This window comes from Mucilaginibacter sp. P4_G9 (genome assembly GCF_056400985.1).
Map to the genome: position 1 here is coordinate 1 of NZ_JBFUKF010000095.1, position 15,818 is coordinate 15,818.

Here is a 15,818-nt window from a genome sequence, read left to right on the forward strand (position 1 = left end):
GGTGAGTGGTGAGTGGTGAGTGGTGAGTGGTGAGTGGTGAGTGGTGAGTGGTGAGTGGTGAGTGGTGAGTGGTGAGTGGTGAGTGGTGAGTGGTGAGTGGTGAGTGGTGAGTGGTGAGTGGTGAGTGGTGAGTGGTGAGAAAAATTGCCATACAATTTAGGCAGAAATCCTGGTAATCCTTTAATCTGTTTTAATTCCGGTTCAGACAAAATTCTGTAAATTTTTTAATTCGTTCAATTCCGGTTCAGACAAAAAAATCAACCTAATCAATATTCAATGGATGCAACAATTGATGAACTTATACTACTTGCAGGTGGAACTTTCCTCATAGTTTGGGGTATTGGAAAAATAAACGAACGTCGTAAATTACTAAAGTCTGGAATTAAGGTTGAAGGCGTGGTTTTTAAATTGGAAGAACGTTTGAGCAGCGGCAAAGATCGTATGCTTTTATATTATCCCGTAATAAGGTATGTAACCTTAGATAAGAATTGGATAACTGAAGAATATGATATGGGGTCTAACCCTGCTGCCTATAAAGAAGGAGATGTTGTTAAAATAATATATGACCCGGCGGATTATAAGCATTTTATAATTGATAACTTTTTCAGTAAAGCCTTAGGATTGGTGCTTGTTGTGGTAGGTGCGGCAATATTAATAGGCGTACTAATTTATTATATCTTAAACCAGTATTCTCCAAATTAATCCGGCACTCCATTTTCGTTGTCGGTTTTTAATTTGTGTATCTGTACTGGTTTCCATATCTTCCAGCATGAAAAAACTGCTGCTACCTTTATTACTATTTTCGTTAAAGCTTTCGGCACAGGATGCTTCTAAAATTCATCAAAAGGCAATCCTGGTAGATACACATAATGATGTATTATCCAACCAGCTGATCATTAAATTTGACCTTGCGAAACGGCAAACAGAAGGCAATTTTGATTTGGTGCGTGCCAAAGAAGGTGGTTTGGATGCGCAGATCTTCTCCATTTGGTGCGGCGAAAATTATGGTAAGGGAACAGCCTTCGCTTTTGCTAACCGCGAGATAGATTCATTATACGCCCTCATTAAACGTAACCCAGATAAAATAACCCTGGTGTATAACAGCGCCGAACTGAAAAAGGCTGTAAAAAAACATAAACTGGCCGCCCTTATCGGTGTTGAAGGCGGGCATATGATTGAAGACAGGATGGATTACATTGACAGCCTGGCCAAACGCGGTATGAACTATTTAACCCTCACCTGGAATAACAGCACCTCCTGGGCTACTTCGGCAAGGGATGAGGTCACCAAAAAAGATAGCCTGAAACATTTGGGTTTAACAGATTATGGTAAGCAAATCGTTCATCATTTAAATGAGTTGGGCGTAATGGTTGATGTATCGCACGTAGGCGAACGTACTTTTTATGATGTGCTGGCTACTACCACAAAGCCTGTAATTGCATCGCACAGTTGCGCCTGGAGCATAGACCCCAACAGGCGTAATTTAAAGGACGATCAGTTAAAAGCGTTAGCCAAAAATGGGGGAGTGGTTTGCCTTAATTTTTACAGCGGTTTTGTTGATAGTACTTATACACCCAAAGTAACCGCTTTTCTCCATCAGCATAAAGCAGAACTGGATTCGCTGGTAAAGATCTATCATGACGGCGACCTTGCCAATATCCGGCTGAATGCGATCTACAAAACCGAATCGGACAAGATCCGCCCGCCTTTGAGCTTGCTTATCCATCATATAGATTACATCGTAAAGCTGATAGGGGTTGATTACGTGGGCATCGGATCTGACTTTGACGGGGCCGAGTCATATCCCTTAGGTTTGGATAGCGTAAGCGATTATCCAAAGATCACCGAAGAACTGCTGAAACTTAATTATAGCAAAAAGGATATTAATAAAATTTTAGGCGGAAATGTGATGCGGGTGCTAAAGGCCAACGCCGGTAAATGATGGCACAGAACTGACCATATTCCATTTGTCTAATAAACAGATTAACCTTAAATTCGCATACACTTTTATAAGGAATGACGCAAGAATTAGAACACGTAAAATGCCTGATCATAGGATCGGGCCCGGCGGGATATACTGCCGCAATATATGCCTCAAGGGCCGATTTGAAGCCCGTAATGTACACTGGTTTATTAGCCGGCGGACAACTTACCCAAACTACCGATGTAGAGAACTTTCCAGGTTATCCTGAAGGTATCATGGGTCCCGAAATGATGGAAGATTTTCGTAAACAGGCCGAGCGCCTGGGTACCGAGATCCGTTTTGGTTATGTAAGTTCGGTTGATTTTACCAGCCTGCCGCATAAAGTGGTGGTTGATGAAGTGAAAACCATATTGGCCGATACCGTTATCATTTCAACAGGTGCATCAGCAAAATGGCTGGGTTTACCATCCGAGCAAAAATATAGCGGCTTTGGTGTTTCGGCCTGTGCTGTATGCGATGGCTTCTTTTTTAAAGGACAGGATGTAGCCATAGTAGGTGCCGGCGATACCGCTGCCGAAGAAGCTACCTACCTGGCTAAACTTTGCCGCAAGGTTTACATGATCGTTCGCCGTGATGAGTTTCGCGCTTCAAAAGCAATGGTTCATCGCGTTTTGAACACACCAAACATCGAGATACTGTACAATACTGAAACGAAGGAGATCCTTGGCGACGGGCAGAGTGTTACCGGTGTGAAGGTAATCAACAACGCAACCAATACCGAAACTGACCTTAATGTTAGCGGCTTTTTTGTGGCGATAGGTCACCATCCCAATACCGATATCTTCAAAGGCTGGTTAAATATGGACGAAACCGGTTATATCATCACCCATCCGGGTTCAACACAAACCAATGTAGAAGGTGTATTTTGCTGCGGCGATGCCCAGGATCATATTTACCGCCAGGCTGTTACAGCAGCAGGTACAGGCTGTATGGCAGCCATTGATGCAGAGCGTTATCTGGCAGCTAAAGAGCATGTAGTTACGGCCTAAGAGCCTCACCTAACCCTCTCCAAAGGAGAGGGCTTTAAGAAAATATTTTAAAAGGTCATTTGGCAGCAAATGGCCTTTTGTTTTAAATATGTTTATATATGGGTTACATGTAAGTATGGGGGCGTAAATCGTCAACTATTCAAAGCGCTATGCTTTTGTTACAATAGAAAACTTCTTATATTTTTTTAAAAACTTCTATATTCACAACGTAGTACCAACCTCCAATTAAAACTATGTTAAAAAAAGCCTCCTTAATGCTGTTTGCATTGCTTACATCATTTACCATTGTTGTTAACGCCCAGGACACCGACACTTATGCAGGAATCATCCCGGCGCCTGTATCGCTTAAAAAAGCACCAGGCAACTTTGTATTGAGCCGGGAAACCAGCATCCAGGCCGATTCACCATCCAACAAAGCTGTATTGTTTTTTAAGGATTACCTGGCCAATAACCAGGCCTACAATAAAGCCATAACATTAAAAAGCGGAGGTAGTGCATTAAATGTAATTACCCTAACATCTGTCGGTACCGAAAATTTACCTGCAGAAGGTTACCGCTTAACAATTACCCCACAGCAAATTATTGTTGCCGGTAAAGGAGCAGGCCTGTTTTATGGTGTACAAACACTTATTCAGCTATTCCCTGCTGAAAGGGCCGCCACTGCTAAATTGCCATGTGTACAGGTGGAAGACTATCCTCGCTTTGGTTATCGCGGTGCTATGCTCGATGTTGGTCGCCATTTTTTCTCGGTAGAGATGGTGAAAAAATATATCGACCTGCTGGCAGTCTATAAACTCAATAACTTTCACTGGCATTTAACCGAAGATCAGGGTTGGCGTATTGAGATTAAGAAATATCCAAAGCTAACGCAGATCAGCAGTATGCGGGCACAAACCTTAATTGGAGGCTACCGTGATAAAACCCCGCAACAGTTTGATGGTATACCTTATGGCGGTTTTTACACCCAGGATCAGATTCGCGATGTGGTAAAATACGCATCAGAAAGGTATATTAACATAGTACCCGAAATTGAAATGCCCGGTCACTCGCAGGCTGCCCTGGCGGCTTACCCTGAACTAAGCTGCGACCCGGCTAAAACATACAAGCCGGCCGAAACCTGGGGGGTGTTTAAAGATATCTATTGCCCATCTGACAAAACCTTTGCCTTTATAGAGGATGTTTTAACCGAGGTGATGGCGCTGTTTCCCAGCAAATACATTCACATAGGAGGTGATGAGGCCCCTAAAGAGGCCTGGAAAAATTCAAAATTTTGCCAGCAGCTTATAAAAAAATTGAAACTTAAGGATGAAAATGAACTGCAGAGCTATTTTATACAGCGCGTAGAGAAATTTGTAAACTCCAAAGGCCGAAGCATTATTGGCTGGGACGAGATATTGGAGGGCGGTCTTGCGCCAAATGCTGCTGTAATGAGCTGGCGCGGCGAAGAAGGTGGTATAGCGGCAGCGCAGCAAAATCATAATGTGATCATGACGCCAGGCAGCCACGGTTTGTATATAGACCACGGGCAGGGTAAACCCAACCAGGAGCCATTAAGCATTGGAGGTAATGAACCCTTATCTAAAATTTATAGCTACGATCCAACTCCCGAAGCTTTAACCCCAGAGCAAAAGAAATACATTATGGGCGTACAGGCTAACCTGTGGACTGAGTATGTAGCAACCGATGCCAAAGTGGAGTTTATGTTGCTGCCGCGATTGATGGCGCTATCAGAAATAGCATGGTCGCCCCTGGCGAATAAAAACTTCCGGGATTTTTCAGAAACCCGTTTGCCATCTCACCTGGCCTGGCTGGATAAGAATAATTTAAATTACCATGTGCCGGTAGCTATTGGGGCAAAAGACACCGTAATGATAGGCAGCCAGATGAGCGTCAACCTAAAATCACCGGTTGATGGCGCTAAGATATATTACACCATTGATGGCTATACCCCGCGCGAAACCGACCTGGAATACCATATCCCGATGACCTACKATGTACCACTTGATCAATACCGCGAGCTGCAAACCTTAGTGATCACCCCATCGGGCAAAAGGAGTAATATTACCCGTACCCTGGTTTACAATAAAGCGCCTTTAGCCCCCGTTAATTATACGGGTACAAGTACTGGATTAAATTACCAATTATTTACCGGAACCTTTGGCAGTACAAGTCAGCTGATTGGCCTCGCAAGCGATAGTGGTGCAGTAAAAACCTTTAGTACAACAGATTTCAGAAAAAGTAAAGGTAAGTTTGGTGTAATTTACAGCGGATTTATTTATATTGATGCCGATGGGAATTATGGCTTCTCAACACTATCTGCCAACGGGTCTGTTTTATTGATTGACGACCAGGTAGTTGTTGATAATGATGGTAAACACGCGGTAATTGAGCAGTTTGGTGCGGCACCTTTATTGAAGGGATATCACCGTTTCACTTTAAAATATGTGGATGCGGGTGGTAACAATACTTTAAAAGTATTTATAGCTGCACCAGGTAAAACCAAAGCGGAATTAACACCCGATGTGCTAAAAAATTAACAGGATTATAAACATATAATGATCAGGAGATTTTATTATATAACTTTTTTAATAACCATGGTTATTGCCGGGTCCGGATGCGGCAACAGCGAAAACAAGAGTAAAAATGCATCACTTGCTGCCAAAAAGCCCGGATTGATACAACCATTCAGGTTTCATAAGCTGATAGAGGTATCACCAGGGCAAAGCTATGATGTATTAAGCTGGGGGCGTGGTTCGCAGGAGGCGGGGGCGTTTATGATCCTGCATTCAGATTCATCGGCCATCAGGTATACTACTACTACCGGCGATTTGGATGGCAATATTATCGATGTTTACAATGCCGATATGGACGCGGACGGCAACCCGGAAATATTGATAGAAGCAAAATCAAAAGATACTATAAACCGTACCAGTATGTACGCGTTTGAATTTACTGATAACAGGGCAAATAAACTCGATTTTCCTAAACTGAACTCATCACAACGCAAAGGCTACCGGGGCGGGGATAATTTTTATATCCGCGAGGGTAAGCTGTTCCGCGAGTTTCCAATTTACAAGGGTAGCGGTAAAGATGCGGTACCAACCGGTGCCAAACGCCAGCTGGAATACGGCCTGAGCCGTAACGAATTTACTGTAAAGCAACTGAGCAAAGATTCTGTTGAAGTGGCGGATAAAGCTACCGCGATAGCCCCGGCAAAGCAATCGGACACCAGGGTGAGTAAGTCTAACAAATCGGAGAAGAAAAGCTCATCAAAATCAAGTAAGAAGAAAAAGCGTAGGAGGCATAGGGATTAGTTCAGTTTGATTAGTATTAACAGGTGCGCCATTCTGTGCACCCTAAATCAGGCTAATCATCTCGTTTGCATTTTTCACACCTACGGCGTCAAAATCATTATTAAAATAAAACCAGGCTTCTTTAATATCAATATCGTGCTTAACGGAGCCAACCACTTTTTGCAGAAACTCCATAGAACAGGGCGACCTATATAAATTGGGTACACCATGAAAGCGGTAGTACACAACCGGTGTGTTTTTTATTACATCATCGGGCAGGCTGGGATGGCTCATGCCGCAGAAGGTGATGTTATGTTCTGCCAGGTTTTTACATACACTGGTATTCCACCAGCTTGCGTGGCGCAGTTCCAGCACATTTTTGAATGTTGGGTTAAGGCTGTTGGTGATCTTTTCCAGCCTTTCTTCGGTATAATTATAGCTGGGCGGCATCTGGAATAGTACCGGGCCAAGCTTTTCCTGCAAGCCGTTATTTATGGTATCATAAAAGCTGGTGATCAGGTCGGCAGAGTCATTGAATTTTTTGTAGTGGGTTATGGCCCTGGGCGCTTTTACTGCAAACCTAAAATCGGCCGGACTTTTGCCATACCAGTTCTGCAAAAAGGAAAGTTGGRGAAAACGATAAAAAGTAACATTAAGTTCCAGTGTTTTAAAGTGTTCGCAATAGTAATCAAACCATTTGCGCTGCGGCAGGTCCTCAGGGTAAAACCTGCCCTTCCAATCCTTATAATGAAACCCCGAACAACCGATATGCCAATCCATAAATGTGTTTTAGTATAAAAGAATGCGGCCTGAAGTTTTGTTTGCCGAATTAAACAAACAGATTTGGTGAGGGGTAAACATTGGTAAAAACAGATGGCTGCACAGGCCTATGGATAGCTAAAGAAGGTATTTTATCGTCTCGTACGCTTTCCTCATTTTATACCGCTTTAACTCAAATAATAAGTATCTTTTTATATACAGCAGCAATAAAAACTTTTTTTGACTTTCCGGATAACCGAATTGCTTAATGATCAGATTAAAATCACTGATCATCATTTCCATACGCGATTCGTTTTTTATCATGCTCCATATGCCTCCCATGTGGTTACGGTAGCAGCTCATTACTTCTGGCAGTACATATATTTTAAGGCCGGTATTATACGTGGCAAAAAGTTTTAATAGTTTATCGGCAGCGAAAACACTGTGATACCAGGGCTTCRGGAATACCTGGTATACCTCGGGGATATTACGATATACCAGGGTAGCTGTTTTGGTCTCTTCCTGCTTCCCCRCAAGCAAATCAAGGTAAGTATATTCGCGTGGTACCGGTTTTGGATGAACATACAGCGTTTCGCCTAAAGCGTTAATTACCTGGGTGTAATGGCAGCAAATTACGTAACCAGGGTTTTTTTCTAAAAAATCAACCTGTTTTTGCAGCTTATCAGGCCTTATCCAATAATCATCTCCTTCGCAAAGTGCTACATATTTGCCTTTACATGCTTTAATTGTATTCATGAGGTTATAATAACAACCCATGTTTTTTTCATTAGTAATCAATTTAACTTTGGCCGGGTACTTTTTTTTAAATAATGCCAACACATCTGATGTGCCGTCAGTAGAACAATCGTCGCCAATTACAATTTCAAAATTAAAGTTTGTTTCCTGCAGCATAAAACCATCAAGGGCCTGGGAAATAAATTCTTTTTGGTTGAAGGTGATACAGCAAATGCTGACCATTAAATCCTGCTTTTCATCATAACTCATCTTTTTCGGTTTTTTATGCAAAGGGTATAATTAGGCAAACAAGCTTATTATGGACGTATCCTGCTTTTAAGCCATTTATCTCCTTTATCCGGATTTAGGTTTAAAGTCCTGTGAGCCCCCGCAGATATTGATCTTCTCTAAGTTTCAAGACAAATCTATTTAACTGGTATCAATAATACATAAACTTATAGCAATTGTTTGAAATTGTAAACTATGATTAAATATTGCACATAAAGTGTAAAGTGCCTTTACATATTGGCCATAAACACATGCCTGTATTACCTGTTTTGATGATTTTAATTTGTTGAAAATCAACTTATTATGTATTGTTAAGTAAACGGGCACTTTTTTAAAGCCTATAACAACGGTGGTTTTGTGTGAGAATTTAATGTTAATATTGTTGTGARATTAACATTTATTTAATGATGCAGCCAATACCATAAAAACCCAAAAAGCTATGGTGATTTTCGGAGCCGGCGGACACGCATTAGAAGTTTTGGATGTACTATTAGAAAATTCCGTAAAAGAAGAGATCTTTTTTTATGATGATATTAATGCGTTAAATATCAAACTGGGAAATTACAGGATATTAAAATCCGAAAGAGAGGTCAAAAATATTTTACCCGGCAAATTTAAATTTATCTTAGGTATAGGCGATCCTGTCAAAAGAAGATTCGCTTTTAACAAGTTTATTAAATTGGGTGGAGAGTATCTCCCTTTACGCTCCTTAATGTCAACATTTAGTTTGTTTGCAAACGATTTACATTACGATGTGATGAAAAATTGTTTTATTGGCTCAGGAACCGTTATTGGAAAAGGCTGTTTGATTAATACCGGATCACAAATTCATCACGGGGTTCAAATTGGAGAGTTCTCTGAAGTTTCTCCTCGGGCCACGATATTGGGAGATGTAAAAATTGGTTCCAATTGCAGTATTGGTTCTAATGTAACTATTTTACCCAAACTTATTATTGAATCGAACGTAACTATAGGAGCCGGTGCCGTAGTAACTAAAAATATTGCCTGCGACTGCTTAGTTTATGGAAACCCCGCAAGACTAATTACTCAATCTTAGCGCTGTTTAAAAAAATAAATGTAGGCTCATGTTTTGCGAGGCTGCAAAAAATCTTCCGTTTTTACGGCGATACGAGGACCTCACTTTTATTTCTTTTTAATAGTTCAAAAATCTTTTTGTACAATTCATTTTTGTCAAACGGTTTCGAAATAAAATCATTCATTCCTATTTCTATACAATGCTCGTATTCACCTTTAATAGTGTGTGCCGTCATGGCAATAATGGGGATATCCTTTTTATAGGTTTTTAGCTCGCGTATTTTTTGTGTAGCTTCATAACCATCCATTTCGGGCATCTGTATATCCATCAGGATAATATCAAAATCGTTATGCTCGTACAGGCTTAAGGCAATTAATCCGTTTTCGGCCACTTCGGTTTCAAAGCCCTGGTTTTTGAGCACCTTTATCACCAGCATCTGGTTTATCGGGTTGTCTTCTACCACTAAAATTTTAATGCCGTTTCCATTTTGGGGTGTTGTTTGGGCTTTTATAGGGCGAATGGTCTCCGTTTCGGTCTCAAATTTTAAAAACGGCAACCTGAAATGAAAATCGGAACCGATTCCGGCTTCGCTATTAACAAAAATTTCGCCTTTCTGCAATTCCACCAGTTGCTTTACAATGCTGAGCCCCAATCCGGCTCCGCCAAATTTGCGCGCGGTATCATTGGTAGCCTGCTCAAAACTCTCGAAAATTTTCGCCTGTTTTTCTATCGGGATCCCTATGCCGGTGTCCTTAACCCTAAAATCGACTAAAATGTTATCGATATTTCCCTCCCCACAAACTACAGAAACAAATACACCCCCTTTTTCGGTGAATTTTATAGCGTTCGAGATAAGGTTTAACAAGATCTGGTTCAGCCTCACCGAATCTCCCAATACTATTTCGGGTATTTTTTCATCAATACTGTAAGTGATTTCGAGATTTTTTTTCTTCGACTCCATCATCCTGATGTTGAGATGTACAATATCCCTGATGCGGATCGGTGTGCTTTCAAAAACAATTTTACCCGCCTCCATCCTCGAAAAATCGAGGATATCATTTAAAATAACTAATAGATTATCGCCCGATTTAATAATTATACGAATGTATTCCTGTTCCTCTTTACCTTTAATAGTTTCTTCGAGTAGCTTTGCGAAGCCAAGGATGGCGTTCATCGGGGTGCGGATCTCATGACTCATTTTGGCCAAAAAAAGCTGTTTGGTCTTTTCCGAAGTTTCGGCTTTTTCTTTTTCCCTTTTAAGTTGTTCTTTTTTGTCTGTAAGCTCGTTTATATTGTGTAAGCTATGTTCCAGCGTATCGGTCATCTGGTTAAAAGAGGTAGCGAGCATTCCAATCTCATCGCCCGAATAAACCTTTACCCTGGTATCCAATAAACCCTTACTAACCAATGCCGCGCCGTCTACTATTGCTTTAATGCCCTTTTCGATACCGCGGGTCACCGAAATTGTTATCAATATACTTGTTGTGCCTATGGTGATTGACAAGGTCAGCAATATCCGCAAAACAATGCGCTCGAGCCAGCGGGCGCCCTCATCAAGTGTAAACGAAAAATCATCTTCGGATATGGTAAGCTTTCTGTTTAGCTCATTGGCCTGTGTCATCAGCTTATCAATTTCCTGCTGCGAAACCGCCCCCGACCTTATCATAACGTGCAGCTTATCACCCAGGGCAATTAATTGCTCCATTTTTTTCTCTGCTTCGCCCCAGGCAACAATCGCCTTGTTAAGGTAAGAAATGCTATGAAAGCGGGTGATCAGGCTGATCATTCCATCAACATCATCGGGGTGATTACGGCCTTCTATAAAACCATCATGGGCGATCCGAAGGTCGGGATTTGATTTTTTAAGTTCGAGGAGGGTTTTATTATCACCAAGCGGAACCTTTAAAAATTCGCGAAAAGCCTGGTAATCCTTTTCCTGGTGCGAGTGTGCATAAACAAACAAACTATAGACAGCGTCTTTCTGCGCTTTTGACCATAAGCCTTCACCATTTACCATAGACCTGACCGAAGAAAGTGTGCCTACTGCAAACCAAAGGGTACATACCTCGAGAGTAACCAGCAAAGTCATTATTCCAACTGTAAAATACAGTTTATTAGATATGGTAATATCTCTTAGTTTTTTCTTCAAAAATAAAATTATCATTGAGAAAGGATTAGCCATGACTTTATAGCGTGGTTAAAATGAAGAATGAAAATGAGTAAAATGGCTAAACATTATCTACATAATCTATTAATTTTATTTTAACTTCTAAATAAATATTTGCTGTTTCAATTTACTTATACGAAACTTGTTTGAGTAAGTTTCCGCTATTTTTTGAGATAAAAAAGTGGTTTCGCCTGTTCTCCCCGAAGAAAAATTGACAGAAATCCCTCCCTGCCACTTCATATCCCAACACACTCTTCCCGTTGGGAAAAAAATATTTCGAACAATCGAGGTTAAAACCCGTGGTTAAATAATGTTTCGGGCCGATGGTGGTTTAATGAGAAATTAAAGGAGATGTTCCGTTAATTAACCCGTATTCTTCGCCGTAATGCGGTATCGCTCGGGCGAGGAGCCTATTTTTTAAATATGCGCGAGAAATAGTAGGGATTTTCATAACCCAGACAGGCAGCTACGGTCTTTATTTTATCGCCATCCTGTTCAACATACCAAAGAAAGTGCTATATTGTATTGGAAATCTTCCTGGGAGCCATTGCGTGGTGCAGTTGGGGCGGTTTGGGCAATTATAAGATACTTTCAGTTTTGTTGATTTGTATAATGGCTGTGCTTTTCTACCTGTTCAGATAATATATAATACATGAATTCATTCAAGATACTTGTCGTCATTTTAATAATGTCAAGCTGGATTGGTTTTGGACTTTATATCCGAAACCAGCGCAGTAAACCTCAAAATAATAAAGATGCACCAAAAGTGGCCACTATAAATGTGCAGCGCTTTGGCATGGTAACTGGCTTGAAGCCCGAAAAAATGGCTTATTATAAAAAGCTGCACGCTGATGCCGGGTCGGGGTTATTAAAAAAAATTGCCGAATTTAATATTCACAATTATTCCATCTACATTCAAAAAATTGAAAACAAGTACTTTTTGTTTAGCTACTTTGAGTACTCTGGCGTTGATTTAAAGAAAGACATGGCTAAAATGGCCGCCGACACCGCTACCCAACACTGGTGGAAAGAAACAGACCCAACACAAAACCCGTTCCCCGAAACTGTTGCACAAAAAAAGCAATGGCAAAATATGGAGGAAGTGTTCCATACTGATTAAAATGTTACTTAGTAGTTGTTTAAAACACCCACACATCAAATATTCACGTCATTGCTTCGTGCCTCTCAAGAGCGGTCCATTCATTCTTAATGAGCATTAAGATGCATTTTAGCGCTAATATTCCATTCATAGCAAAAGGAAACAATATTTATCTTTAATAGATTTTTGTTTATTTACCAATTTGAATTATCGGTAATAACATAATAATTTGCTAAGATTGGTGTATTGTAGCGGCTGTTTATACTGATATTTAGCCCATCCGATTTAAACTTAAAATGATAAAAAAAATAATTCGCATCAGTTTTATTGCCTTTGTAGCCGTATACTCCGGTAAAGTAAATGCCCAGCGCCATGCGGCTAAAATCAGCCCGCAAGACTTAGCTATAYGGGACGATAAACCCGCAAAAACCTGGATGACCGAAGCTTACCCCATGGGTAACGGCCGCTTTGGAGGCATGGTTTTTGGAGGCGTGGCCAGGGAACATATCCAGTTTAACGAGATCAGCCTGTGGACGGGAGATGAAACCGAAACCGGCGCATACCAGGCCTTTGGCGATTTGTTTATTGATTTTAAAGGGAAGGACACCAGCATGGCGGCACCTGCAAACTACCGCAGGCAGCTGGATCTCAGTAAAGCCATTCAGCAGGTAGCTTATACCGATGGCGGTGTAGCTTACAAGCGCGAATACTTTTGCAGTTTTCCCGATAAAGTAATGGTGCTGCGTTTTAGTGCCGATAAAAAGAACGCTTATTCGGCCATCATTAGCTTAAAAGATGCACATGGTACAAAAGTTACCGGCAACGGCACTGCTTTGCAGTTTGAGGGTAAGCTGGATAATGGCCCGGCTTACCAGGCATCCATCGTAGTAAAAACAGAAGGTGGTACTGCCACAGTTGAAAGCGATGGAAAAGGCGGCTCACAGCTTAATATTAACCGGACTAATGGTTTTACAATATTGCTTTCGGCAGCAACAGATTATAGCAACAAGCGCGAACAGCATTGGCGCGGCGAAGCTCCTGGTATTAAAGTAAAGCAAAACCTGAATTCTGCATCAGCCAAAACATACCTGCAGTTATCGGGCAATCATATAGCCGACTACCAAAGTTTGTTTGGCAGGGTTGCTATAAACCTGGGCACAACACCGTCGCCAATAGCAGCCGAACCAACCTATAAACGCCTCATTAATTATAAAAAAGCAACCGACCCCCAACTGGAAGCCCTGCTTTACCAATATGGCCGTTATTTGCTGATCAATTCTTCAAGAAAAGGGGGCTTACCCGCCAATCTGCAAGGGCTTTGGAACGAAAGCAACAACCCGCCATGGCGCAGCGATTACCATTCTAATATTAACATCCAAATGAATTACTGGCTGGCCGAACCAACTAATCTTTCTGAATGCCATTTCCCATACCTCGATTATATCAATAGTATGCGCGAGGTAAAAAAGGTAAGCACCCAAAAAGAATATCCAGGCGTACGCGGCTGGACGGTGAAAACCGAGAACGGGGTATACGGGGGAGGAAGTTTTTTATGGAATACGCCCGGCAGTGCCTGGTACGCACAGGGTATTTGGGAGCACTATGCTTTTACAAAAGATAAAGCTTACCTGCAAAGCTTTGCTTATCCTATCCTGAAAGAGATTGTTGAATTTTGGGACGATCATTTAAAACGCCGCCCCGATGGTACGTTGGTATCGCCGCTGGGCTGGTCGCCAGAGCATGGGCCTACCGAAGATGGGGTAACTTACGACCAGGAAATAGTTTACGATTTGTTTACCAATTATATTGCCGCAGCCGATGTTTTAAATGTCGATAAAACCTACCGCGACCRTGTTGCCGATATGAGGGAGCATTTACTAAAACCTAAAATTGGCAAATGGGGGCAGCTACAGGAGTGGGAAACCGATAGGGATGATCCTAAAGATACGCACCGCCATTCGTCAAACCTTTTTGGTTTGCATCCCGGCAGGCGTATCAGCACCATCAAAACGCCTGAGCTGGCACAGGCCGCTAAAGTAAGTTTACTGGCCCGGGGCGATGTTTCCACAGGGTGGTCGATGGCCTGGAAGATGAACTTTTGGGCACGCCTGCAGGATGGTGACCATGCTTACAAGATCCTTAATAATTTTATAACGCTGGCAGGTGGTTCGGGTGTTGATTATAATAACGGCGGTGGGGTATACGCCAACCTTTTCTGTGCGCATCCGCCGTTCCAGATAGACGGTAACTTTGGTTACACCGCAGGTGTTACCGAAATGCTGCTGCAAAGCCAGACAGATGAGATTCAACTATTGCCGGCCTTGCCAAAAGCATGGTTAAAAGGCAGCGTACAAGGCATCCGGGCCCGCGGCGATTTCGAGGTCACCGATATGGAATGGAAAGATGGAAAAATAACGAAGCTTGCCATTAAATCACTGGCAGGCGGGGTTTGTAAGCTCAGATCGCCAAATAAATTGCTGGCCGAAGGAGCAAAAATTCCGGAAACTATGGCTGATAACGAGTATAAATACCAGTTTAATTCAATTGCAGGCAAAACTTATGTTTTTAGAGGCAACTAATAGCATGCAGCGCGGGCACAGGTATTTAATTCCCTTTTTTCTTGTCGCTGCTATTTATTTTGGTTTGCCTGCCCGCGCTGCAATAAAATATCCGGTCATCAATGACCGGATCATATCGCCGGGTAATACCGCTTACTATATCGATGCTAAAAAGGGCAGTGATGATAACCKGGGAACTGATCGGCATAACGCCTGGAAAACATTTAAACAGGTAAACAAAAGGATCTTTTCTGCCGGCGACAGGATAACAATTATTGGTTCGGCTGAGTTTAAGGAATCCTTGTTCCTGGTGGCGCGTGGCAGCAGTAAAAAGCATGTTAAGCTCATCTTTTTAAAAGGAACCTATAATTTTTACCCCGAAACAAGCTTTAAAAAGCAATTTTTTATATCGAATACTAACGATGATGCATATACGCCAAAGGCTATTGCAATATATATCGACAGTTCAAGGTATGTAGATATTGAGGCGTGGGATGCAAAAATGGTGATGCGTGGAAAAATGATAGAGACCTGTATAGATCATAGCGAAAATATAAGCATTCATGGCGCTACCTATGATTATCACAGGCCAACAGTATCCGAGTTGAAAGTGCTTAAAACGGCTGATAACTTCGCCGAACTGAAGATTCACTTCGATTCAAAATACAGCATTAAGGATAGCCTGCTTACCTGGGAAGGAGAAGGCTGGCGTCATAATCCCATCTCGTTATGGCAGGTGTTTGACCCTGCAACGGGCGACCTGCAACGTACAGATATTAACATGAATGGGCTGAAGTATGCAGAAACCGGTGCAAACCTGCTAAGGGTGTACTTTAAAAAGAATCCAGGTTTTAAAACCGGCCTCATTTATCAAAACCGGGATATTTTAAGGGATTGTACTGGCATATTT

13 protein-coding genes are annotated in these 15,818 nt (G+C 41.8%); 9 read left to right on the forward strand and 4 right to left on the reverse strand.

The annotated features are described in order from the left end of the window. Positions 1-276: 276 nt before the first annotated feature. From AC1DPZ_RS10745 to AC1DPZ_RS10765, 5 genes are all read left to right on the forward strand, one after another. Positions 277-702, forward strand: coding sequence for a DUF3592 domain-containing protein (locus tag AC1DPZ_RS10745; RefSeq protein WP_477403077.1), 426 nt, complete (start codon positions 277-279; stop codon positions 700-702). A gap of 67 nt (positions 703-769) precedes the next feature. Next, positions 770-1,942, forward strand: a complete 1,173-nt coding sequence (locus AC1DPZ_RS10750; protein WP_477403079.1) for a dipeptidase — start codon at positions 770-772, stop codon at positions 1,940-1,942. 74 nt (positions 1,943-2,016) lie between these two features. Further along, positions 2,017-2,973, forward strand: coding sequence for a thioredoxin-disulfide reductase (gene trxB / locus AC1DPZ_RS10755; RefSeq protein ID WP_477403081.1), 957 nt, complete (start codon positions 2,017-2,019; stop codon positions 2,971-2,973). A gap of 233 nt (positions 2,974-3,206) precedes the next feature. Beyond that, complete coding sequence (locus AC1DPZ_RS10760) at positions 3,207-5,510, forward strand: family 20 glycosylhydrolase (RefSeq protein WP_477403083.1); 2,304 nt, start codon at positions 3,207-3,209, stop codon at positions 5,508-5,510. Positions 5,511-5,528: 18 nt separating this feature from the next. Beyond that, positions 5,529-6,287 (forward strand): hypothetical protein, encoded by a 759-nt coding sequence (locus AC1DPZ_RS10765; RefSeq protein WP_477403085.1) that lies wholly within the window; start codon positions 5,529-5,531, stop codon positions 6,285-6,287. Positions 6,288-6,329: 42 nt separating this feature from the next. On the opposite strand, the gene AC1DPZ_RS10770 is transcribed toward AC1DPZ_RS10765, so the two are convergent. Then, positions 6,330-7,046 carry a DUF72 domain-containing protein gene (locus AC1DPZ_RS10770; RefSeq protein WP_477403087.1) on the reverse strand — a complete coding sequence of 239 codons (717 nt, stop codon included), beginning with the start codon at positions 7,044-7,046 and terminating at the stop codon, positions 6,330-6,332. A gap of 117 nt (positions 7,047-7,163) precedes the next feature. Further along, a complete protein-coding gene (locus tag AC1DPZ_RS10775) occupies positions 7,164-8,030 on the reverse strand; it encodes a glycosyltransferase family 2 protein (RefSeq protein ID WP_477403089.1) in 867 nt (288 codons plus the stop codon). Between the two features lie 457 nt (positions 8,031-8,487). On the opposite strand from AC1DPZ_RS10775, the gene AC1DPZ_RS10780 reads away from it, so the two are divergent. Then, positions 8,488-9,105: an acetyltransferase gene (locus AC1DPZ_RS10780; RefSeq protein ID WP_477403091.1), complete on the forward strand. Its 618-nt coding sequence runs from the start codon at positions 8,488-8,490 to the stop codon at positions 9,103-9,105. Between the two features lie 61 nt (positions 9,106-9,166). Here AC1DPZ_RS10780 and AC1DPZ_RS10785 read toward each other — a convergent pair whose 3' ends face one another. Beyond that, positions 9,167-11,266 (reverse strand): response regulator, encoded by a 2,100-nt coding sequence (locus tag AC1DPZ_RS10785; RefSeq protein WP_477403093.1) that lies wholly within the window; start codon positions 11,264-11,266, stop codon positions 9,167-9,169. 395 nt (positions 11,267-11,661) lie between these two features. After that, a complete protein-coding gene (locus AC1DPZ_RS10790) occupies positions 11,662-11,730 on the reverse strand; it encodes a hypothetical protein (RefSeq protein WP_477403101.1) in 69 nt (22 codons plus the stop codon). A gap of 209 nt (positions 11,731-11,939) precedes the next feature. On the opposite strand from AC1DPZ_RS10790, the gene AC1DPZ_RS10795 reads away from it, so the two are divergent. From AC1DPZ_RS10795 to AC1DPZ_RS10805, 3 genes are all read left to right on the forward strand, one after another. Further along, positions 11,940-12,371, forward strand: coding sequence for an L-rhamnose mutarotase (locus tag AC1DPZ_RS10795; protein WP_477403095.1), 432 nt, complete (start codon positions 11,940-11,942; stop codon positions 12,369-12,371). 275 nt (positions 12,372-12,646) lie between these two features. Further along, a complete protein-coding gene (locus AC1DPZ_RS10800; RefSeq protein WP_477403097.1) occupies positions 12,647-14,929 on the forward strand; it encodes a glycoside hydrolase family 95 protein in 2,283 nt (760 codons plus the stop codon). Further along, positions 14,910-15,818 (forward strand): hypothetical protein (locus tag AC1DPZ_RS10805; protein WP_477403099.1); only part of this gene is annotated, 909 nt, incomplete at its 3' end. The genes AC1DPZ_RS10800 and AC1DPZ_RS10805, both read left to right, overlap by 20 nt.